General features: G+C 72.4%; 21 protein-coding genes. 12 read left to right on the forward strand and 9 right to left on the reverse strand.

Annotated elements, in window-relative coordinates; all coding sequences use genetic code 11:
- The first annotated feature begins 80 nt into the window (after nt 1–80).
- On the forward strand, nt 81–227 hold the full coding sequence (locus QSK31_RS08065; RefSeq protein WP_285682418.1) for a hypothetical protein: 147 nt from the start codon (nt 81–83) through the stop codon (nt 225–227).
- Here QSK31_RS08065 and QSK31_RS08070 read toward each other — a convergent pair.
- Nucleotides 217–1,893, reverse strand: coding sequence for a glycoside hydrolase family 13 protein (locus QSK31_RS08070; protein WP_285682420.1), 1,677 nt, complete (start codon nt 1,891–1,893; stop codon nt 217–219). The genes QSK31_RS08065 and QSK31_RS08070 overlap by 11 nt on opposite strands.
- Before the next feature lie 97 nt (nt 1,894–1,990).
- Here QSK31_RS08070 and QSK31_RS08075 point away from each other — a divergent pair, with 97 nt between their 5' ends.
- The 4 genes from QSK31_RS08075 to QSK31_RS08090 all read left to right on the forward strand — a co-directional run bounded on the left by QSK31_RS08075 (nt 1,991) and on the right by QSK31_RS08090 (nt 6,861).
- Complete coding sequence (locus tag QSK31_RS08075; protein ID WP_285682421.1) at nt 1,991–2,992, forward strand: glycosyltransferase family 4 protein; 1,002 nt, start codon at nt 1,991–1,993, stop codon at nt 2,990–2,992.
- A gap of 89 nt (nt 2,993–3,081) precedes the next feature.
- Nucleotides 3,082–4,230 (forward strand): glycosyltransferase, encoded by a 1,149-nt coding sequence (locus QSK31_RS08080; protein WP_285682422.1) that lies wholly within the window; start codon nt 3,082–3,084, stop codon nt 4,228–4,230.
- Nucleotides 4,231–4,291: 61 nt separating this feature from the next.
- Complete coding sequence (locus QSK31_RS08085; RefSeq protein WP_285682424.1) at nt 4,292–5,374, forward strand: glycosyltransferase; 1,083 nt, start codon at nt 4,292–4,294, stop codon at nt 5,372–5,374.
- A gap of 8 nt (nt 5,375–5,382) precedes the next feature.
- Complete coding sequence (locus tag QSK31_RS08090) at nt 5,383–6,861, forward strand: glycoside hydrolase family 130 protein (protein ID WP_285682426.1); 1,479 nt, start codon at nt 5,383–5,385, stop codon at nt 6,859–6,861.
- 15 nt (nt 6,862–6,876) lie between these two features.
- Here QSK31_RS08090 and QSK31_RS08095 read toward each other — a convergent pair whose 3' ends face one another.
- A complete protein-coding gene (locus QSK31_RS08095; RefSeq protein WP_502872916.1) occupies nt 6,877–7,536 on the reverse strand; it encodes a response regulator transcription factor in 660 nt (219 codons plus the stop codon).
- The gene (locus tag QSK31_RS08100) at nt 7,515–8,588 is read right to left on the reverse strand and encodes a sensor histidine kinase (RefSeq protein ID WP_285682430.1); all 1,074 of its coding nucleotides are present in this window, start codon (nt 8,586–8,588) and stop codon (nt 7,515–7,517) included. Before QSK31_RS08100 ends, QSK31_RS08095 begins: the two co-directional genes overlap by 22 nt.
- A 128-nt stretch (nt 8,589–8,716) precedes the next feature.
- Between QSK31_RS08100 and QSK31_RS08105 the strand changes: the two genes are divergently transcribed.
- Genes QSK31_RS08105 through QSK31_RS08125 form a run of 5 tightly spaced genes read left to right on the forward strand, consistent with a single transcriptional unit; the run spans nt 8,717 to nt 11,594 of the window.
- Complete coding sequence (locus QSK31_RS08105) at nt 8,717–9,373, forward strand: YqeB family protein (RefSeq protein WP_285682432.1); 657 nt, start codon at nt 8,717–8,719, stop codon at nt 9,371–9,373.
- A 31-nt stretch (nt 9,374–9,404) separates the two neighbouring features.
- The gene (locus QSK31_RS08110) at nt 9,405–9,728 is read left to right on the forward strand and encodes an ArsR/SmtB family transcription factor (protein WP_285682435.1); all 324 of its coding nucleotides are present in this window, start codon (nt 9,405–9,407) and stop codon (nt 9,726–9,728) included.
- Nucleotides 9,725–10,201: an SRPBCC family protein gene (locus QSK31_RS08115; protein WP_285682437.1), complete on the forward strand. Its 477-nt coding sequence runs from the start codon at nt 9,725–9,727 to the stop codon at nt 10,199–10,201. Before QSK31_RS08110 ends, QSK31_RS08115 begins: the two co-directional genes overlap by 4 nt.
- On the forward strand, nt 10,198–10,866 hold the full coding sequence (locus QSK31_RS08120; RefSeq protein ID WP_285682439.1) for a Type 1 glutamine amidotransferase-like domain-containing protein: 669 nt from the start codon (nt 10,198–10,200) through the stop codon (nt 10,864–10,866). The genes QSK31_RS08115 and QSK31_RS08120 overlap by 4 nt, the downstream gene beginning before the upstream one ends.
- A complete protein-coding gene (locus QSK31_RS08125) occupies nt 10,863–11,594 on the forward strand; it encodes a Type 1 glutamine amidotransferase-like domain-containing protein (RefSeq protein WP_285682441.1) in 732 nt (243 codons plus the stop codon). Before QSK31_RS08120 ends, QSK31_RS08125 begins: the two co-directional genes overlap by 4 nt.
- A 356-nt stretch (nt 11,595–11,950) precedes the next feature.
- Here QSK31_RS08125 and QSK31_RS08130 read toward each other — a convergent pair whose 3' ends face one another.
- From QSK31_RS08130 to QSK31_RS08145, 4 genes are all read right to left on the reverse strand, one after another.
- Nucleotides 11,951–12,526, reverse strand: coding sequence for a sigma factor-like helix-turn-helix DNA-binding protein (locus QSK31_RS08130; protein ID WP_285682442.1), 576 nt, complete (start codon nt 12,524–12,526; stop codon nt 11,951–11,953).
- A gap of 115 nt (nt 12,527–12,641) precedes the next feature.
- Nucleotides 12,642–13,394, reverse strand: a complete 753-nt coding sequence (locus QSK31_RS08135; RefSeq protein WP_285682445.1) for a class I SAM-dependent methyltransferase — start codon at nt 13,392–13,394, stop codon at nt 12,642–12,644.
- Between the two features lie 43 nt (nt 13,395–13,437).
- The gene (locus QSK31_RS08140; RefSeq protein WP_285682447.1) at nt 13,438–14,451 is read right to left on the reverse strand and encodes a Gfo/Idh/MocA family protein; all 1,014 of its coding nucleotides are present in this window, start codon (nt 14,449–14,451) and stop codon (nt 13,438–13,440) included.
- Nucleotides 14,452–14,460: 9 nt separating this feature from the next.
- Nucleotides 14,461–14,733 (reverse strand): hypothetical protein, encoded by a 273-nt coding sequence (locus tag QSK31_RS08145; RefSeq protein WP_285682449.1) that lies wholly within the window; start codon nt 14,731–14,733, stop codon nt 14,461–14,463.
- 55 nt (nt 14,734–14,788) lie between these two features.
- On the opposite strand from QSK31_RS08145, the gene QSK31_RS08150 reads away from it, so the two are divergent.
- Nucleotides 14,789–15,628 carry a methyltransferase domain-containing protein gene (locus tag QSK31_RS08150; protein WP_285682451.1) on the forward strand — a complete coding sequence of 280 codons (840 nt, stop codon included), beginning with the start codon at nt 14,789–14,791 and terminating at the stop codon, nt 15,626–15,628.
- Between the two features lie 712 nt (nt 15,629–16,340).
- Here QSK31_RS08150 and QSK31_RS08155 read toward each other — a convergent pair.
- Nucleotides 16,341–17,555 carry a saccharopine dehydrogenase NADP-binding domain-containing protein gene (locus QSK31_RS08155; RefSeq protein ID WP_285682453.1) on the reverse strand — a complete coding sequence of 405 codons (1,215 nt, stop codon included), beginning with the start codon at nt 17,553–17,555 and terminating at the stop codon, nt 16,341–16,343.
- A 70-nt stretch (nt 17,556–17,625) separates the two neighbouring features.
- On the opposite strand from QSK31_RS08155, the gene QSK31_RS08160 reads away from it, so the two are divergent.
- A complete protein-coding gene (locus tag QSK31_RS08160) occupies nt 17,626–18,588 on the forward strand; it encodes a helix-turn-helix domain-containing protein (RefSeq protein WP_285682455.1) in 963 nt (320 codons plus the stop codon).
- On the opposite strand, the gene QSK31_RS08165 is transcribed toward QSK31_RS08160, so the two are convergent.
- Nucleotides 18,569–19,315 (reverse strand): class I SAM-dependent methyltransferase, encoded by a 747-nt coding sequence (locus QSK31_RS08165; protein WP_285682457.1) that lies wholly within the window; start codon nt 19,313–19,315, stop codon nt 18,569–18,571. The genes QSK31_RS08160 and QSK31_RS08165 overlap by 20 nt on opposite strands.
- Between the last annotated feature and the right edge of the window lie 41 nt (nt 19,316–19,356).

The following is a 19,356-nucleotide window of genomic DNA, read 5'->3' on the forward strand; positions in this document are numbered from 1 at the left end:
GAGCTACCCCCGGAAGGGGTTTGGCACTCCTCGCCGGTGGGGTATTGGCGCGCCGCAACCCCACCGATCGAGGAGCTTCCATGGCCATCCAAGGCGTGTTCTACCTGATCGCCGTCATTCTTCTGGTGCTCGCGGCCCTGCCGATCGGCACCCGCGGCATCTCTCTGGCCCTGCTGGGCGCCGCGTTCGCGCTGCTCGGCTACTCGTGGGACACGATCACCGGCTGACGGTCCGGCGATAGACGACGGCCTGCCACGGGCCGACGATCTGATCGGACGGCGCCTGGGCGGTGTTGTTCAGCACCAGCTCGGCGCCGTCCCAGCCGGCGAGGTCCGGGAAGGCCGCGGGTGTTCCGCTGAAGTTCCCGACCACGAGCAGCTCGGTGTCGCCCAGCCTGCGGGTGAAGGCGTACAGCTGCTCGTCGTGCGGCAGCAACATGGTGAAGTCGCCGTCCACCACGGCCGGTTCGGTGTGCCGGAGCTCGATCAGCTTGCGGTAGTGGTGGTAGACCGAGTCCGGGTCGGCCACCGCGTCCGCCGCGTTGATCTCGGTGTGGTTCGGGTTGACCCGCAGCCAGGGCGTGCCCGTGGTGAAGCCCGCCTGCGGCGAGGAATCCCACTGCATCGGCGTACGCGCGTTGTCCCGTCCCCGCGCGCGCAGCACGGTCAGCACCTCCTCGGGCGACCGGCCCTCCTTCTCGACGGCCTGCGCGTACTGACCGAGCGCCTCGATGTCCCGGAAGTCGTCGATCACGTCCCACGGCGCGTTCGTCATGCCGAGCTCTTCGCCCTGGTAGACGTACGGCGTCCCGCGGTGCAGGTGCAGCACCGTGCCCAGCATCTTGGCCGACTCGACCCGGAAGTCGCCGTCGTCGCCGAAGCGGGACACCACCCGCGGCTGGTCGTGGTTGTTCCAGTAGAGACTGTTCCAGCCGATGTCGGCGAGCCCGGCCTGCCAGCGCCCGAAGATCGCCTTCAGCGTGGTGAGTTTCAGGGGTACGAGCTTCCACGGGTCGGCGCCCCGGTCGATCCACACGTGGTCGAACTGGAACACCATGTCGACCTCGCGCCGGGCCGGGTCGGTGTAGAGCCGCGCCTCCTCGACCGTGGCGCCGGGCGTCTCCCCGACGGTCAGCAGCGCGTCCCGCCCGGCGAAGACCTTCTCGTGCATCTCGTGCAGGAACTCGTGGTTGCGCGGGCCGTTCAGGTAGTGCGGGGCGCCGTTGGCGTAGGACGAGCCGAGCGAGAGCTCACTGTCGGGCAGGGCCGGGTCCTTGGAGATGTGGTCGATCACGTCCATCCGGAAGCCGTCCACGCCCCGGTCCAGCCACCAGCGCATCATCTCGTGGATGGCCTCGCGGAGCGCCGGGTTCTCCCAGTTCAGGTCCGGTTGTTTGCGCGAGAAGATGTGCAGGAAGTACTCGCCGGACTTCGGGTCGTACTCCCAGGCGGAGCCGCCGAAGACCGAGCCCCAGTTGTTGGGTTCCGCGCCGGGGGTGCCGGGTTCCATGCCGTCGCGGGCCGGCCGCCACCAGTACCAGTCCCGCTTGGCCGGGTCGCTGAACCAGGGGTGCTCGTCCGAGCTGTGGTTCACGACCAGGTCCATGATCAGCTTCATGCCGCGGGCATGCGTGCCGGCCAGCAGCTCGTCGAAGTCGTCGAGGGTGCCGAACATCGGCTCGATGCCCTGGTAGTCGCTGATGTCGTAGCCGTTGTCGTCCTGCGGCGAGGGGTAGATCGGGGACAGCCAGAGCACGTCGACGCCGAGCCCGGCCAGGTGATCCAGGTGCTGGATGATCCCGCGCAGGTCTCCCATGCCGTCACCGTCGGAATCCGCGAAACTCCGCGGATAGATCTGGTAAACCACCGCGCTTTTCCACCAGGCATCCGTCATGCCTCTTCCTTAACACGGGAAGTCGGGGAAATCCCCTCGTAACAAGATCGGGCCGTCACATACTGGCTGAGTGATTTAGACCACTTAGGGAGGCGGCATGAAGATTGCCCTGCTGGGCCCGATCGCGTGGCGTACTCCGCCACTGCACTACGGCCCCTGGGAGCTGATCACCAGTCTGATCGCCGAGGGCCTGGTGGCCCGCGGCGTGGACGTGACGCTCTTCGCCACGCTGGACTCGCTCACCAAGGCCACGCTCGACGGTGTCAGCCCCCACGGGTACGCCGAGACCGAGGATCTGGACGGCCGGGTCTGGGAGTCCATGCACGTGGCGCACGCCCTGCGCCGCTCCGGCTCGTTCGACCTGGTCCACAACCACCTCGACTGGCTGCCGCTGGCCTTCTCGCAGCACTGCGCGGCGCCGTTGCTGACCACCATCCACGGCTTCTCGGGCAGCCGCATCCTGCCCGCGTACCGCAAGGCCGACAGCTCGTACGTCTCCATCTCGGACAGCGACCGGTCGCCGGACCTGGACTACGTGGGCACCGTCTACCACGGCATCGACCTGGAGGCGCTGCCCTACGACCCGGACGGCGGGGAGGCGCTGGTCGCGTTCGGCCGGATTCACCCGGACAAGGGCACGCACACCGCGATCGAGATCGCCAAACGCGCCGGTCGCAAGCTGACCGTCTGCGGGATCGTGCACGACGAGGCTTACTTCAGGGAACTGGTCGAGCCGCACATCGACGGCGAGCAGGTGGTCTACCTGGGGTCGGTGGGACCGGCCGAGCGCGGGCGCGTTCTCGGTGGCAGCGCCGCGCTGTTGCATCCGATCGCGTTCGCCGAGCCGTTCGGGCTGTCGGTGGTGGAGTCGATGGCCTGCGGGACGCCGGTGATCGCGTACCCCCTGGGGTCGATGCCCGAAGTGGTTGACGAGGGTGTCACGGGACGGCTGGTCCGCGGCGTGGAGGAAGCGGTCGCCGCGGTGCGTGAGCTGGGTGCGATCGATCGGGGCGGATGTCGCGTGCGGGCCAGGGAACGCTTCGGCGCGGATCGCATGGTCGACGATTACCTGCGTATTTATCAAAAAGTAATCCGCTAACAAACTATTTTGGTACGCTCCGAATTGCGCAAATCGGACACTTCATTCTTGCTGCGGGGAGGCAGCCCAGAGTCCAGAAAGGGCCCGTCATGCCCGCGTCGTACGGCTTTCTCAGCACCTATCCACCGACCCAGTGCGGTTTGGCGACGTTCAATGCGGCGCTGGCCACCCACCTGAACGTCGGGCATCTGGGCAACGGCGTGGTCCGGCTGGTGGCCGGCGACGACCAGGGCGGCCTGGCCGTGGACAAGACGGCGCCCCGCGTCGCGCACACGTGGCACACCGACCAGCCCGGCGGCTGGACCGCGGCCGCCAACGCGTTGAACCGCTTCGACGTGGTGATCGTGCAGCACGAGTACGGCATCTACCCGGGCGACGCCGGCGACGAGGTGCTGCCGCTGCTCCGGGCGCTGAAGAAGCCGAAGATCGTGGTGCTGCACACCGTGCTCGCCGCCCCGGACCCGCGGCAGCGCGTGGTGCTGGAACGGATCGTGGCGACCGCCGACGCGGTGGTCACGATGACCGACACCGCCCGCCGCAGGCTGACCGAGCGCTACCAGGTCGACCCGCGCAAGATCTCGGTCATCCCGCACGGCGCGAACAGTCACACCAGCACCGCCAGCACCGGCCGTGGCGCCGTGCCGCACCTGCTCACCTGGGGTCTGCTCGGTCCGGGCAAGGGCATCGAGTGGGCGCTGCGGGCGCTCGCCGAGCTCGCCGAGCCGCGCCCGGTCTACACCGTCGCCGGGCGTACCCATCCGAAGGTCCTGGAACACCACGGCGACGTCTACCGCGAGGGGCTGAAGAAGCTCGCCGCCGACCTCGGCGTCGCGGACGCCGTCCGGTGGGAGGACGTCTACCTCGACCAGGACGCGCTGAGCCGGCTGATCCGGTCGGCCGACGTGGTGGTGCTGCCGTACGACTCGACCGAGCAGGTCACCTCCGGCGTGCTGATCGAGGCCGTCGGCGCCGGGGTGCCGGTGGTGGCCACCGAGTTCCCGCACGCCGTCGAACTGCTCGCCGACGGTCCCGGCCTGCTGGTGCCGCATCAGGATCCGGTGGCGATGGCGGCCGCGGTCCGGCGGCTGCTCGCCGAACCGGACACCACCAGCCGGCTCACCGGGCTGGCCGGCGGCCCGACGCTGCGCTGGCCCGCGGTGGCCGCCCGCTACCAGGCACTGGCCGGCAAGCTGCTGGCCGCCCGCACGCCTGCCGCCGCGGCGAGCGTTCCCGCGTGAGCGAGCGCAGGATGCCCAGTCGTCCGCGGCATGCCGCCACGGAGCGCGGCGGAGTGTCGGTATGACTCAGACTCTGCGGCTGGTCCCGCCGCCACCCCGCCTGCACGACGCGCCCGCACCGAGCTGGTCGCAGATCGCCCGCCTCTCCGACGACGTCGGGCTGCTGGAGCACGCCCGTAACGCGACGCCGCGGCGGGAACACGGCTACTGCGTCGACGACGTGGCCCGCGGCCTGCTGGTGGCCTGCCGGGAACGGCAACCGACCGGCGCCGTGGTCACGCTCTCCGAGCGCTACCTGGCGTTCTGCACGCACGCGCTCGGCCCGGACGGGCAGTGCCGCAACCGGCTCGGCTACGACCGCCGCTGGCTGGACGAACCGTCCACCGGGGACTGGTGGGGCCGTGCGCTCTGGGGGCTCGGCACGGCCGCCGCCCGCAGCACCGTCCCGTGGATCCGGCGCGAGGCGACGGAGGCGTTCCTCGCCGGGGTGCGGCAGCGTTCGCCGTGGTCGCGGGCGATGGCGTTCGCCGGGCTGGGCGCGGCCGAGGTGCTGCGCGTCGACCCCCGCTGCGCCGAGGCGGCCGACCTGCTGGGCGACGCCGCGACCGTGATCGGCGTGCCCCCCTCGGGGGAGTGGGTGTGGCCGGAGCCGGAGCTGACGTACGCCAACCCGGCGCTGCCCGAGGTGCTGATCGCGGCCGGCGACCTGCTGGGCGACGAGCACCTGCTGGCCGACGGCCTGCGCATGCTCGCCTGGCTGTGCGGGGAGCAGCAGAACGACGGGCACCTGTCGGTGGTGCCGGTGGGCGGCTGGCGGCCCGGCGTACCCAAGCATCGGTTTGATCAGCAGTCGATCGAGGTCGCGGCGACCGCGGACGCGTGCGCCACCGCCGGGGCCGTCACCGGCGACGAGCGCTGGGACGCGCGGCTGTTCCAGACGATCGCCTGGTTCCTGGGGGACAACGACACCGGCGTGGTGATGTACGACCCCCAAACCGGTGGAGGATATGACGGACTGACACCGGATGGTCCTAACCTGAACCAAGGTGCCGAATCCACCCTCGCTCTGCTCTCCACGCTCCAGCACGCCCGTGCCCTGGCAGCCCGAAGGAGCGCGACCCGACCCTCAGGCGGCTTAGCATGACGGCAATCATGAATCCTGTTGATCTCGCCACCCGGCTCGACCTGACCATGGCGCCCGACGACCGGCGCGTGGTGATCAAGCTGTTCGTGCCCGGTGAGGACGCCCAGCTGGTGCAGAACCGCGCCTCCGGCCTGATCGAGCGCATCCTCCAGCTCGACGAGGACCAGATCGCCGACATGCTGGAGGAGGTGCTGGCCCGGTTCGCCGGCCGGCACCACGACCTGACCGGGCTCTTCGCGCACCACTACGAGCTGATCAGCCACCGCGTCCCGGCGGAGATCGAGCTGTCCCCGGCGGCGCGCACGCTGATCGGGGCGTACTTCAGCCACGAGTACTCGGTCGAGTCGGCCGCGCTGTGCAACCCGTCGATGGTGCCGCACCCGGACCAGACCGATCTGGAGCAGGGGGAGCTGCGGACGGCGATCAGCCTGCGCCAGATCGGCGAGGGGCACATCTCGTCGATCGGCTTCAGCACCGCGATCCTCGGCCCCGGCCCGATGATCCGGCTCGAGGACCGCGGCGGGCCGCTGATGATCGGCCAGCGGGTCGGCGCCAAGCACATGCTGGAGCAACTGGCCGCCGGCCTGGCCGACTCCGAGATCGACAACGAGGCCTCGGCGTACGTGCTGTCCGCGCTGCCCGAGCGCTACGACGACGAGGAGTTCGAGGACGTCCTCGGCCACCTGCCCGGCGAGCTGATGTCGCGGCCCACCACGCAGGACACGCTGGAGATCATCCGCAAGATCGTCAGCACCGACTACGCGGTCACCTTCCCGTGCACGGTGCCGCTGGACCACCGGATCCTCTGGCCGTCGACGCCGGCCGAGAGCAACGGCATGGAGGACGCCCGGTTCGTCCAGGAGATCGAGCCGGACGGGCGCGCGATCTACCACGCGACCTACACCGCGTACGACGGCCGGCACATCGGCGGCCGCATGATCACCACCCGCGACCTGCGGCACTTCGAGGTCACCGCGCTGCACGGCCCGGCCGCCCGGAACAAGGGCATGGCGCTGTTCCCGCGGCCGGTCGGCGGCCGCCGCCTCGCGCTCTGCCGCTCCGACGGCGAGACGCTCGGCCTGACCTATCTGGACGAGCAGAACCGCTGGCAGCCGGCCGAGCCGCTGCTCGTCCCGCACCGCGGCTGGGATCTGATCCAGGTGGGCAACTGCGGGTCGCCGGTGGAGACCGACGCCGGCTGGCTGGTGCTCACGCACGGGGTGGGCCCGATGCGGCGGTACGCGATCGGCGCGATGCTGCTCGACCTCGAGCACCCCGAGCGGGTGCTCGCCGATCTGCCGTTCGGACTGCTCGACCCGGACGACATCGAGCGTGAGGGCTACGTGCCCAACGTCGTCTACTCGTGCGGCGGCACGCTGCACGACGGCCGGTTCTGGCTGCCGTACGGCGCCAGCGACGTCCGGGTCGGCTTCGCGTGCATCGAACTGGACCGCCTCCTCGACGCGATGGTGCCGGTCCAGCACTGAGCCACGAGACTGGACTCAGGACGCCTCGTGAACGACGATCGCCACCTGGACCCGGTTGGTCAGGTCCAGTTTGGTGAGGATCCGGGACACGTACGCCTTGACCGTCGCCGTGCTCATCCGCAGCGCCGTGCCCACCTCCTGGTTGGTCCGGCCCTGCGCGACCAGCAGCGCGACCTCGCGCTCGCCGGGGCTGAGCCGGCCCAGCGCCGCCCGGGCCCGTTCCCGCACCGGGTCGGCGCCGCCGCTCGCGACCATCGCCATCATCCGGCGCAGGACCTCCGGCGACAGGATCGGCTCGCCCGCGGCCACCCGGCGTACCGCCCGCGCGATCTCCGCCGGCGGCGTGTGCTTGAGCAGGAAGCCGCCCGCGCCGGCCCGTAGCGCCCGCAGCACGTGCGCGTCGGTGTCGAAGGTGGTCAGCACGATCACCTCGGGCGGATCCCGGCGGGCGCGCAGCGACTCGGTGGCGGTCAGCCCGTCCACCCCGGGCATCCGGATGTCCATCAGCACCACGTCCGGCCGGCACGTGTTCACCGCCGCGGGCACCTCGGCGCCGTCGGACACCGCGCCGGCCACCTCGAGGTCGTCGAACTCGGCCAGCATCATGGTCAGCCCGGCCCGGACCAGCGCGTCGTCGTCGACGAGCAGGACTCTCACCGGTGCCACGGCAACCAGGCCCGCAGCTCGAACGTCCCGGCCGCGGTCGGCCCGTGCTCCAGCCGGCCGCCGGCCAGTTCCACCCGCTCGCGCATGCCGGCCAGTCCCGCGCCGGCCCCGGGCATCCCGCTGCCCGGCCGCAGCGCGTTGCCCACCTCGACGACCACCCCGTCCGCCTCGCAGCCGCGTACCGCCACCCGTACCGGGGCGTCCGGCGCGTGCTTGCGGGCGTTGGTCAAGGCCTCCTGGACCACCCGGTAGGCGTGCCGCCCGACGACGGCGGGCGGCTGCCCGGTGACCTCGACCTCCGCGCCCAGGGCGGACAGGTCGGCCAACGTCGGCTGGGGACGGTCGTCGTCCGGCGCGGGCGTCTCCCGCAGCATCCCGATCACGTGCCGCAGATCTTCCAGCGCGTCGTACGCCGACTGCCGGATCACGCCCGCCACCGCCCGCTGATCGGGTTGCGCCTCGCGCCGCACCTCCAGGGCGCCCGCGTGCACCGCCACCAGCGAGATCCGGTGTGCCAGCACGTCGTGCATCTCCCGCGCGATCCGCTGCCGCTCGGCCAGCCGCGCCTGCTCGACCCGCATCCGCTGACCCTCCTCGGCCTGCCGGGCGCGCTCCGCCCAGGACCGCACCAGCCGCCGGTGCGAGCGCACCAGCATCGCGGCCGTGACCAGGATGACATCGAGCAGAATCAAGAAGATCACTGCTTCCCGGTACGCCCGGGACGGCCCGAGCGCGAGCCGGTAGACCACGGCCACCGCCGCCACGTGCAGAACGGCCACCGCGACGGCGACCCGGGCGCGCCGATGCAGGCCGACCGCGAACAGGGCGACCGCGGTGGCGCCCATCGGCATGGCCAGCACGATGCCCGCCGGGATCAGGCAGAGGGTCAGCGCGACCGGCCACCTCCGCCGCAGGAGCACCAGCGCGACGATCGCCACCGTCCCGCCGATCACCTCCGCCCGCGTGGCCGCGCCGTCCTCCGAGAGCGAGGTGGCGACGAAGAACAGCCCGAGTCCCGTCGCGGCCGCGGCCGCCCCGACCTCGTTCCATCCTCGCCACACCCCGTGACGGTATCCATACCCGGCCGGCCCGGGCAGCCGCCGATGGTCTATCCGGCGTAGACCAAGGTCGCTGGCGGTCACGGTGCGTCTTCGAAAGACTCGTCGTCGTGTGGGAGCAGGAGTCGACGGTGACGACGCCGGTCGCGATACGGGTGGTGTTCTGGATCGTGCCGCCGGCCGTCGGCGCCGGTCTGCTGCTCGGCCTCCAGCGCCTGGCGGGCGTGCTGGGGGAGCGGGACTGGGTGCCGTTCCGCCGCCTGTTCCAGCTGCTGAGGGACATCGGGGAGCCGTGGGCGACCGGCGGCGCGCTGGCGGTGGGCGCGATTCTCGGGCTGGTGCTCGCCGCGATGATCGACGCCGAGTCGCTGTCCGTCCGGGTCAGCGGCGCCGACCTGGTGCTCGCCCGGCCCGGTAGGCGGCGGGTGGTGCCGCGCGGCGAGGTGGCGACGGCGTTCCGCGACAAGGACAAGCTGGTGCTGCTCGGCCGCACCGGTCGTGAACTGGCCCGTGAGCCGGCCAACACGTCACCCGTCCGGTACGCGCCGCTGCTGCGGGCGCACGGGATCGCCTGGGCCGACCGTGACCCGTACGCCGAGGCGTACCAGCGCTGGATCCCCGCCTCGGGCGAGATCCCCGCCGCCGCCGACGCGGTGTTCACCGCTCGCCAGAAGGCCCTCGACTCCGGCGACGACCGTGACGCCGCCGAGCTGCGCGACGTGCTGGCCGGCCACGGCTATGTGGTCCGCGACGAGCGCAAGAAGCAGTACTGGCGCCAGGCGGGTTGACAGACGCGGCCGGAGCCCAATACTTAACGAGGTGCTTAACCATCAGGCGTCGCTCGATCTGATGTTCGCGGCGCTGGCCGACGCCAGCCGCCGGAGCATGGTCGAGCGGCTCGGTCGCGGGTCGGCGTCCGTCAAGGAGCTGGCGGCGCCGCTGTCCATGTCGTTGCCCGCGGTCATGCAGCACCTGCGGGTCCTGGAGAGCAGCGGCCTGGTCAGCTCGGCCAAGACCGGCCGCGTCCGCACCTGCCGGATCAACCCCGCCGCGTTGCGTACGGCCGAGGACTGGATCGCGGTCCGCCGCGCCGACCTGTCCGCCCAGCTGGACCGCCTCGGCACCTACCTGGAGAACTCATGAGCATCGTGCACGAGACCATCACCCTGGAACGCCACTACGACGCCACGCCCGAGCGGGTCTTCCAGGCCTTCGCGAGCCCCGAGGCGAAGGCACAGTGGTTCCCCTCCGCGCCGGACGGCTGGACGTTCCGGCCGGGCGAGTTCGAGTTCCGGGAGGGCGGCCTGGAGACCAGCGCGTCCGGCCCGCCCGGCGGCGAGCTCTACCACAACACCACCCGCTACCACGACATCGTGCCGAACCGGCGGATCATCTACAGCTACGAGATGGCTCGCGGCGATCAGCGGATCTCGGTCTCGATGCAGAGCGTCGACCTGTTCGCCGAGAGCGGCGGGACCAGGCTGGTGCTGACCGACCAGGGCGCCTACCTGGACGGACTGGACAATGCCTCCAACCGCCGCCGGGGTCTCGAGCCCCAGCTGGACCAGCTGGCCAAGGCAGTCCTGGCCGGGTCACTCCAAGAAGGGGCGTCATGAAGCTTCTCCTCACCTCCGCCGGCATCAGGAACAAGAGCATCACCGACGCGCTGACCGGCCTGCTGGGCAAGCCGATCGCCGAGGCCAAGGCCCTCTGCATCCCCACCGCGTCGTACGGGCACCCGTGGGTGAAGCCGGAGGGACCCTGGCGGTTCATCAGCGGGCGCGAGCCCGAGTGCCCGATGACCGAGCTGGGCTGGAAGTCCGTGGGCGTGCTGGAGCTCACCGCCCTGCCCAGCATCGGCGAGGAACGCTGGGTGCCCTGGGTCCGGGAGGCCGACATCCTGCTGGTGAACGGCGGCGACGCCCTGTACCTGGCCCACTGGATGCGGGAGTCCGGGCTGGCCGGCCTCCTGCCGTCGCTGGGCGACAAGGTCTGGGCGGGCCTGAGCGCCGGGAGCATGGTGATGACCCCGCGCGTCGGCGACGACTTCGTCGGCTGGCAGCCGCCCGCCGGTGGCGACGAGGCGCTGGGCGTGGTCGGCTTCTCGATCTTCCCGCACGTGGACCACCCGAAGCTGACCGAGAACACCATGGCCGCCGCCGAGAAGTGGGCCGCCGGTCTCGGGAATCCGGCGTACGCGATCGACGACGAGACCGCCGTCAGCGTCGTCGGCGGCGCCGTCGAGGTCATCTCCGAGGGGAACTGGAGGCTGTTCGCGTGAGAGCTCTCCTCACCTCGGGCGGGATCACGAACCCGAGCATCGAGGCCGCGCTGGCCGGCCTGCTGGGCAAGCCGATCGCCGAGTCCGGCGCCCTGATCATCCCGACCGCGGTCTACCCGTTCCCCGGCGGGCCGGGCATGGCGATGCGGGCGATCAGCGGCAAGGGCCCGGCGCCGCTGGTCGAGCTGGGCTGGAGGTCGCTGGGGATCCTGGAGCTGACGGCGCTGCCGCACATCGACGAGGAGGCCTGGGTGCCGGCCGTGCGCGACGCCGACGCGCTGCTGTTCTGGGGCGGCGACCCGCTGTTCCTGGCCGGCTGGATGCGGCGCTCCGGGCTGACCGGCCTCCTGCCGTCGCTGCGCCCCGAGGCGGTCTACGTGGGTGTGAGCGCCGGGAGCATCGCCGCCGCCGGCACGTTCGTCGAGACGTACGCCGACCCGCCGCGCGGGAAGGACGCGCCGCTGAAGTCGGAGGACGTCGTCTTCGCCACGCCGGAGGGTGACGTCGACCGGACCCTGGTCACGGCACAGGGCGCGGGACTCGTCGACTTCGCGGTGATCCCGCACCTGGAGCACCCGCAGCACCTCGACGCCTCGCTGGCAAACGCGGAGAAGTGGGCGGCGCACATCCCGGCGCCGACGTACGCGATCGACGACGAGACCGCCGTCACAGTGGTGGACGGCGCCGTCGAGGTCGTGTCCGAAGGGCAATGGAAGCTGTTCCCCTGAGATCCGCGGGCCGGCTGAGATCTGCGGGCCGGCTGAGATCCGCGGGCCGGCGCCGCCCCGTGGCGGCGCCGGCCTCACCGCAGAGGCAGGCCCGGACCCACCGCGCGGTCCGGGCCTGCCGCACGCGTTCCCCGGGGGTGGGGGCCGGGCCAGGCTTCGAGGGGGGTGAAGCCCGGCCCGCGCGCGGGAGCCGTACGCCCGGCCCAGGCGACAGAGGACCGGGCGCGGCTCCTGGTGGTGGGCCGACGCCGCCGCGACGGCGCCGGCCCGCCCATTCACCGGAGCCCGACCTTGGGGGCAAGGTCGCTCTCCGGGTCCGAGCCGGTCGGGGGGCGTGACCGGCTCGGCGGAAAGGTCTAGAGATCGTGGCGATCGGCCACCTGCTGGTCGATCACCCCGCGGAGGGCGCGCATCGCGTAGTACAGCCACCCCTTCACGGTTTCGACAGGGACGCCGCGGTGGTGGGCCGCCTCCTCGAGGGAGACGCCGCGGTAGAAGAGCTCGACCAGGATCTCCCGGTGGGTGTCGGCCAGAGAGTCCATCGCGCCCAGGACGGTGGTCGCTGCCGGCGGCTCCGGGGGTACGAACTGAGGACGGTCATCATGACCGGCGGGGGCCATGCGCTCGCCGTCGCGCAGAGCCGTCCGGGCGATCAGGACCAGCCACGGGCGTACGGCGGACGGCCGCTGCGGGTACCGGCTCGGATCCTGGGCGGCCCGGTACAGGGTTTCCTTGACGACGGAGTCGGTGAGCTGCCCGTCGCCGTCCGTCAGCTTGTCCACGTAGTCGCGCAGACCGGGACGGTGCGGGCCGACCAGCAGTTCGAAGGCGGCGGCGGCACGGGACTCCCCGGCCAGGCGAGCGGTGTCGCCGGGCGGCGGGGTGAAGAGGTCGGCATGCAAAGGCGGGCGGCCGGCGGCATGGCGGCCCATGGGCGTTCCCCTCTCTGCTGCGTTTGGTGCGTCCCATCGTTCGTCAGTAATCCCGCCCCGGACACGGGGAAACTACCCGCATCACTACCCGTGTTCGGCAGTGCTCTACGGAAGGTCACCCCGGGGGCTTGGTTCCGATCCACAATCCGCTGCTGCGCCGCAGCATCCCGTCACCAAGTGGCAGGTCGAGCACGCTGGAACGGAATTCGGCCCGGCGGTCGGGCGGCAGGTCCTCGATGAACGCTCGGTAACCATGCGACATCACCCAGCGCCATAAGACATCGTTGTCAGCGATTGCTACGGACGAGTCCACGACGACCTCGTGAACATCCGCGAAGTCGGCGAGCAGGTCGGAAGGGGTCAGCGGCGCGCCCATGCTGCCGCCGGGCGGGAGGTACGCCGAGAACTCCGCGAAGAGCGCGTCGAGGCCGGCCACGAACCCGGACGTGGGGCGCCCACCGCTGGTCAGCGCGAACCGTCCACCCGGCGCCAGCACCCGGAACGCCTCGGCCACCGCGTCGGCCGGCCGGTCCAGCACATGGATGACGAACGCCGAGGCGACCAGATCGAAACTCGACGCGGGCAGGCCGAGGTCCTGCGCGTCCATGGTCAGAACCGATGCCCGCGGGTACGACACGGCGAGCCGCGCCGTCATCCCGGGCGCCGCGTCCACCGCCGTGACCACGCACCCACGATCGAGGGCCGGGCCGGTCAGAGCACCCCGCCCCGCGCCCAGGTCGAGGAACCGCGTCCCGGCCGGCGGATCGAGCGCGTCCACGATCGCCGCCCCGAACGACCCGAAGAACGGGACCACCTCGTCGTACTCGCCGGCCACCCGGTCGAACAACCGCCACGTCGACTCCTGCACAGTGGACGATCTTCGACCGGCGGGCGCACGCCGGCAAGCCGATTTACAGTTCGACGGCCACGCCGGTGGTCGCGCTGGTCCGGGCGGCGTCGAGCACCTCGAGCGCGCGTACCGAATCGAGGGGGTTGACCGGCAGTGGACCCTCACCCCGCACCGCGGCCGCGAAGAGCGGATAGAACAGATCCCACCGGCCGCGCTCCGAGCGCACCGGGGCGCCGGTGTGCCCGCGGTAGAGGCGGCCCCAGGCGTGCTCCGGCTCGACACCCCAGCGATCGCCGAGAGACGCGGGGGTACGCCCGGCCTTCAGCGCCGCCTCCTGCCCGTCCATCCCGCCGACCCCGTCCACCACGTAGGTGCCGGTCGTGCCGCTGACCCGGAACCGCGGGCCGGGATGCCCCTGCCGCCAGCTGCCCCACAGCAGCGACTCGATCCCGGCCTCGTGCCGGATGGCCAGGAAGAAGTCGTCGTCGCCGGGCGCGCTCGTCGCGTACACCCGGGTGGCCGGGCCGTTGAGCGCCAAGGCCTGGTCGACCAGGTGCGAGCCGAAGTCGCGCAGCGTGCCACCGCCGGCCTCGCCGATCTCCCGGGCCGGATCCCAGCGCTCGAAGCGCGACTCGAAACGGCGCAGGTCGCCCAGCGTCCCCTCCTCGACGAGCCGCAGCACGGTGCGGTAGTCGGAGTCCCAGCGCCGGTTCTGGTAGACGGTGAGCGGCACGGCCGCGTCCTCGGCGGCCGCGACCACCTCGCGCGCGGACCCGGCGTCCAGCGCGAACGGCTTGTCCACGACCACGGCCAGGCCCAGCCCGATCGCCTCCCGGGCCAGGTCGGCGTGGGTGGCGGCGGGCGTGGAGATGGTCACCGCGCGGACGCCGTCGGCCGCGACCTGCTCCAGCGAGTCGTACGCCGTCAGCCCCGCCGGCAGCTGGGCCCGGCGCTCCGGCGAGGTGGTGACCACACCGGCGAAGTCGACGCCCTCCGCCGAGGCCAGCAGCGGGGCGTGGAAGATCCGCCCGCCCGAGCCATACCCCACCAGAGCGACCTTCACGGTTTCAGCCATGTGTCGATCTTAAGCAGCGATGACGGACACCAGCTGATCCACCGGTACGGGCAGGCCGACGCAGGGCCCCTGAGCTGCGGTGGCCGTCGTCCCGCGGAGCGCCGCGGCCTGCGCATCGGACGTCACACCCCGCACGACCGTGACCGCGCCGAGCAGGCCGGCCAGCGACAGCACCGGCTGTAGCGCGCCGGGATCGCCGTACGCGAACGACGCCTGGACAGCTCCGTGCAGGCGGCTCGCCCTTCCCTGTTCGTCCGAAACCGGACGTTTCTTAACACCCATGTCGGATGACCGACGACCGCCCTGATCATGGCGGGCGGCCACGCACAATGGCGGGATGGACCATGCTCCACCCGGCACCCCCTTCGCCGACCTCGACCGCATGCCCGCCCCCATGCTGGCCCTGCTGATCACCTCCCTGGAGGCGATGTCCCGGCACCCGGAGATCGAGCGGGTCCGCGCGACCGCCATGGCGGCCCTCGATCCCCAGCCCGGCCAGCACCTCCTCGACGCGGGCTGCGGCGGCGGCGAGGTGGCCCGTCAGCTCGCCGCCCGGACCGGCCCGACCGGATCGGTGACCGCCGTGGACTACTCGGCCGTCCACATCGAGGCCGCGCGCAGCCGCCACGACGGCAGCACCGTGGACTACCTGCGCGGCGACGTCGCCGACCTGGACCTGTTCGACGCCAGCATGGACGGCGTGTGGTGCGAACGGGTGCTCCAGCACGTGCCCGACCCCGACCGCACCATCGCCGAGCTCGCCCGGGTCACCCGCCCCGGTGGCCGCATCTGCCTGATCGACACCGACTGGCGCTCGCTCGCCTTCGACGGCATGCCCGCCGCGCTGGCCGCCGCCCAGATCGCGCACACGCTGAGCACGTTCACCGCCGCCCAGCGCGACATGGGCCGCACACTGCGGTCGCGCCTGGTCCGGCACGGGCTCGGCGCGATCTCGGCGGTCCCGGTCACCCTCTTCTTCGGTACGCCGTCCTCGGCGGCCGTCGTGCTCCCGATGGTCAATCCCGCCGTCCCCGCGGAGGCCGACCTGTGGCCGGCGGGCACCCGCGACACGTGGCTGGCGGAGGCGGCCGCGGCCGGCGACCGGGGCGACTTCCTGGCCGTGCTGACCATCTGGGTGGTCACCGGCACCGTCCCGACCCTGGACGACTGGCTCTAGCGTTTCGGGCCCGGCAACCCGGAGCCCGTTCGTTGCCGCCGCTTGCGGTTGGCGTGGGGTTTCGGTTGGGTATGCCGGGCGTCCGGGTGTCTGCTCGCCGTTGTCGCTTGCGGTGGCGTGGGGTTTCGGTTGGGTATGCCAGGCGCCCGGGTGTCTGCTCGCTGTTGCTGCCGCCGCTTGCGGTTGGCGTGGGGTTTCGGTTGGGTATGCCAGGCCACCGGGTGCCCGCTCACTGTTGCTGCCGCCGCTCGCGGCCGTGGCCGGGCGCGGTCCGGTGGTAGAGCAGGCGCGAGTGGTAGGACCAGGCACGCGGTGGTGGGACAGGGCGGCATCCGGGCCGAAATAGCGCCCTGAGCCACCACAGTCCGCGCGGGTGGTAGCCCAGAGCGGTGGATAGCGGTGGATTGCGCCTGGTCCTACCACCGGCCGCGGGCGTGGGCGGCGCGCAAGGGCCGGGCCGGCCGTCAACGCCGCAGATGGCGCCTTCAGCTGCCACTGCCGTGCCCGGCTACCACCTTGAGCGGCGGCAGTGACGGTGAGCGGGCACCCGGGGGCCTGGCATACCCGGCTCGACCCCACACCCAGCGGAAACGCCGGCAGTAACGCCCTACACCGAAACGCCGGCAGCGACGCCCTACACCGAAACGCCGGCAGCGACGCCCCGCACCAGAAACGCCGGCAGCGACGCCACCCACCAGAAAAGCACGGCCGATCAGACCTTCGCCGCGAACCGTCCCTGTCGGCGCCCGGCGGGGCCCGCCGGTGCATCGCGCGGGAGGTCCAGCGAGAGGTGGGCGGACAGGGCGCGCAGGAAGTCCGGGGCGTTGAAGGCGGCGCCCGCGGAGGCGACGCCGGTGGCTCTGGCGCGGCCGGTGAGGATGCGGTCGGCGGCCTCCACCGCGAGCGGGGCGCTGATGGCGTAGATGTCCTGGCCGGCAGCGGTCACGCGACGTTCGGCGGCGCCGGAGCGGACGCGGACGTCGACGACGAAGGTCTGGGCGGAACGGCCGTGCTCGTCGACCGCGACCGGTGGCGTGGCGGCCGCTGCCAGGTCCGCGCCTGCTGCCAGGTCCGCGCCTGCCGCTAGGTCCGCGCCTGCCGCTAGGTCCGCGCCTGCCGCTAGGTCCGCGCCTGCCGCTAGGTCCGCGGCTGCTGCCAGGTCCGCGGCTGCTGCCAGGTCCGCGGCTGCCACGGCGGTCATGTAGGTGCGTACCTCGGGGATGGCCAGGTGGCTGGGGACGGTGACGACGTCGGCCATGGTGAACCCCGCGAGGACGCTGCTCGGGCCGAGCGGCGCCGGGAAATCCCAGTCCAGCCTCGGGAGGGCGTCGTCGTGATATTCCAGGCGGCCACCGGTGTACCGGACCCGGCGGCCGGCCCGCCGTTTCCCCGAGACCGTGCCGGCGACGACGGTTCCGGCGGTGGGATGCCAGCTGCTGAGGCCGTACGCGATGTGCGCCTCGCCCGCCGTCGTCCAGTCGCCCATCGCGGCGGTGACCAGCAGGTCGCCGAGGCCTCCGAAGAAGGCCATCGCCGGGACCACCAACGTGCCCGCGGCCCGGGCGCGATCCGCGAACCGCGCGAACGTGTCGGCGTTCGCCTCGATCTCGGCGGCCACGTCGACGTACGGGATGCCGGCCCGCAGCGCCGCCTCGATCACCGGCGCGGCGGTGGTGGCGAACGGCCCGGCGCAGTTGATCACGGCGGCGGCGCCGGTCAGCGCCCGGTCGAGCGAGCCGGGATCCGCCACGGAGGCCTGCCGCGCCTCGAGTCCCGGACGGGTCCGCGCGAGCGCCGACAGCTTGTCCTGGTCGCGTCCGACCAGCAGTGGGACGTATCCGCGCCTGAGCAACTCGGCGACCACGAACCGGCCGGTGTGCCCGGAAGCGCCGAACACCGCGACGTGGCGAACCGCTCCAACCATCATGGGCAGATCGTGCCGCGGGGAGAAGCGCCGCGACAGTGTCGGGAACGACACGACCCGTACAGTTTCCGACATGGTCTCCTTCCGGCGGTCCGTCGCGGTCGCCGCCACCGACGGGATGCTGCACTTCGAGCTGGCCCTGGCCTGCGAGGTGTTCGGCGCCGCCCCGGCGGGGGTGCCCGGGCCCTGGTACGACGTCACGGTGTGCGGCGACCGGGCGGTCCGGGCCGGCCGGTTCATGGTGGAACCGGACCGCCCGCTCGACCACCTCGCGCGCGCCGGCACGGTGATCGTTCCCGCGCTGGCGGACATCGACGACGACCCGCCGGCCGACCTGGTCGCGGCGGTACGAGCCGCCCACGAGGCCGGCGCCCGGGTGGTGTCGCTCTGCACGGGCGCGTTCGTGCTCGCCGCCGCCGGCCTGCTCGACGGGCTGAGCGCGACGACGCACTGGGCCCACACCGACGCGCTGGCCGCACGCCATCGGAGGGTGCGGGTCGACCCGGATGTGCTCTACGTCGACAACGGCAGCGTGCTCACCTCCGCGGGCAAGGCCGCGGCGATGGACCTCTGCCTGCATCTGGTCCGCCTCGACCACGGCCCGGCGGTCGCCAACACGGTCGCCCGCCGCCTCGTCGTTCCGCCGCACCGGGCCGGCGGGCAGGCCCAGTTCGTCAGCACCCCGGTGCCCGCCCAGGACGGCCATCCGCTGGCCGGGCTGCTGCCCTGGGTGATGGAACGGCTGGACCAGCCGCTCACCGTGGAGGACCTGGCCCGCCGGGCGAACCTGAGCTCACGCCACCTGGCCCGCCACTTCCGCGCGGTCACCGGGGTCACCCCGCTGCGGTGGCTCCTGACCCAGCGGATCCGCCGCGCGCAGGCGCTCCTGGAGGCCACCGACGACAGCATCGACACGATCGCCGCGGCCGCGGGCATGGGTACGGCGACCACGCTGCGCCGCCACTTCCACCGGACTGTCGGGGTGCCGCCGGACGCCTACCGCCGGACGTTCCGGATCAGCGAGCAGCCTCGATGAGGGTGCGGGTGGAGTGGGTGACGAAGGCGCCCCGGGCGCGGATGTGGGCGTCCATGCGGTGCAGGGCTTCGCGGTAGCGGTCCACCGAGAACTCCGGAACCCACCACACGCATTTGCGGAGGATGTAGACGACCGCGCCCACGTCGAGGAACTCGATGCGGCAGCGGGCCGTCCGCAGGTCGACGATGTGCAGGCCGGCCTCGCGTGCCGCCGCCGTCTCGCGTTCCGGGTCGCGGAAGTCCCGGTCGCGGGGGAGCGGGCCGAGGAACCACTCGCTCAGCTCGATCACCGAGGCCGGGCCGACGTGCTGGGCGAAATACGTGCCGCCCGGCTTCAGGACGCGGGCCGTCTCCGTCCAGTCGGGGCGCACCGGGTGGCGGCTGGTCACCAGGTCGAAACTGGCGTCGGGGAACGGCAGCGGGTCGCCCTGCGGGACCTCGACGACCTCGGCGCCGCGCGGGGTCAGGAGGCGGCGGGCCCGCTCCGCGTTCGGTGGCCAGCCCTCGGTCACCACCATGCGGGGCGGGAAGGCGGGCGCCGCGGCCACCACCTCGCCGCCGCCGGTGTCGAGGTCCAGGGCCGACTCCGCCTCGGACAGGCGGGCGGCCAGGAGGCGGGCGTAACCCCAGGGCGGGCGTTCCTCGGTGGCGCGGCCGGTCAGCCAGTCGAAGTTCCAGCCGGAGACGTCCGCCGCGGCGGCCTCGTCGATCAGGTCGTCGGCGCTCATCTCAGGCTCAGCGCCTCGGTGGCCTCGGTGGCCTCGGCGGC

The sequence above is a fragment of the Actinoplanes sp. NBRC 103695 genome (assembly GCF_030269485.1).
In the GTDB taxonomy this organism is placed as follows: domain Bacteria; phylum Actinomycetota; class Actinomycetes; order Mycobacteriales; family Micromonosporaceae; genus Actinoplanes.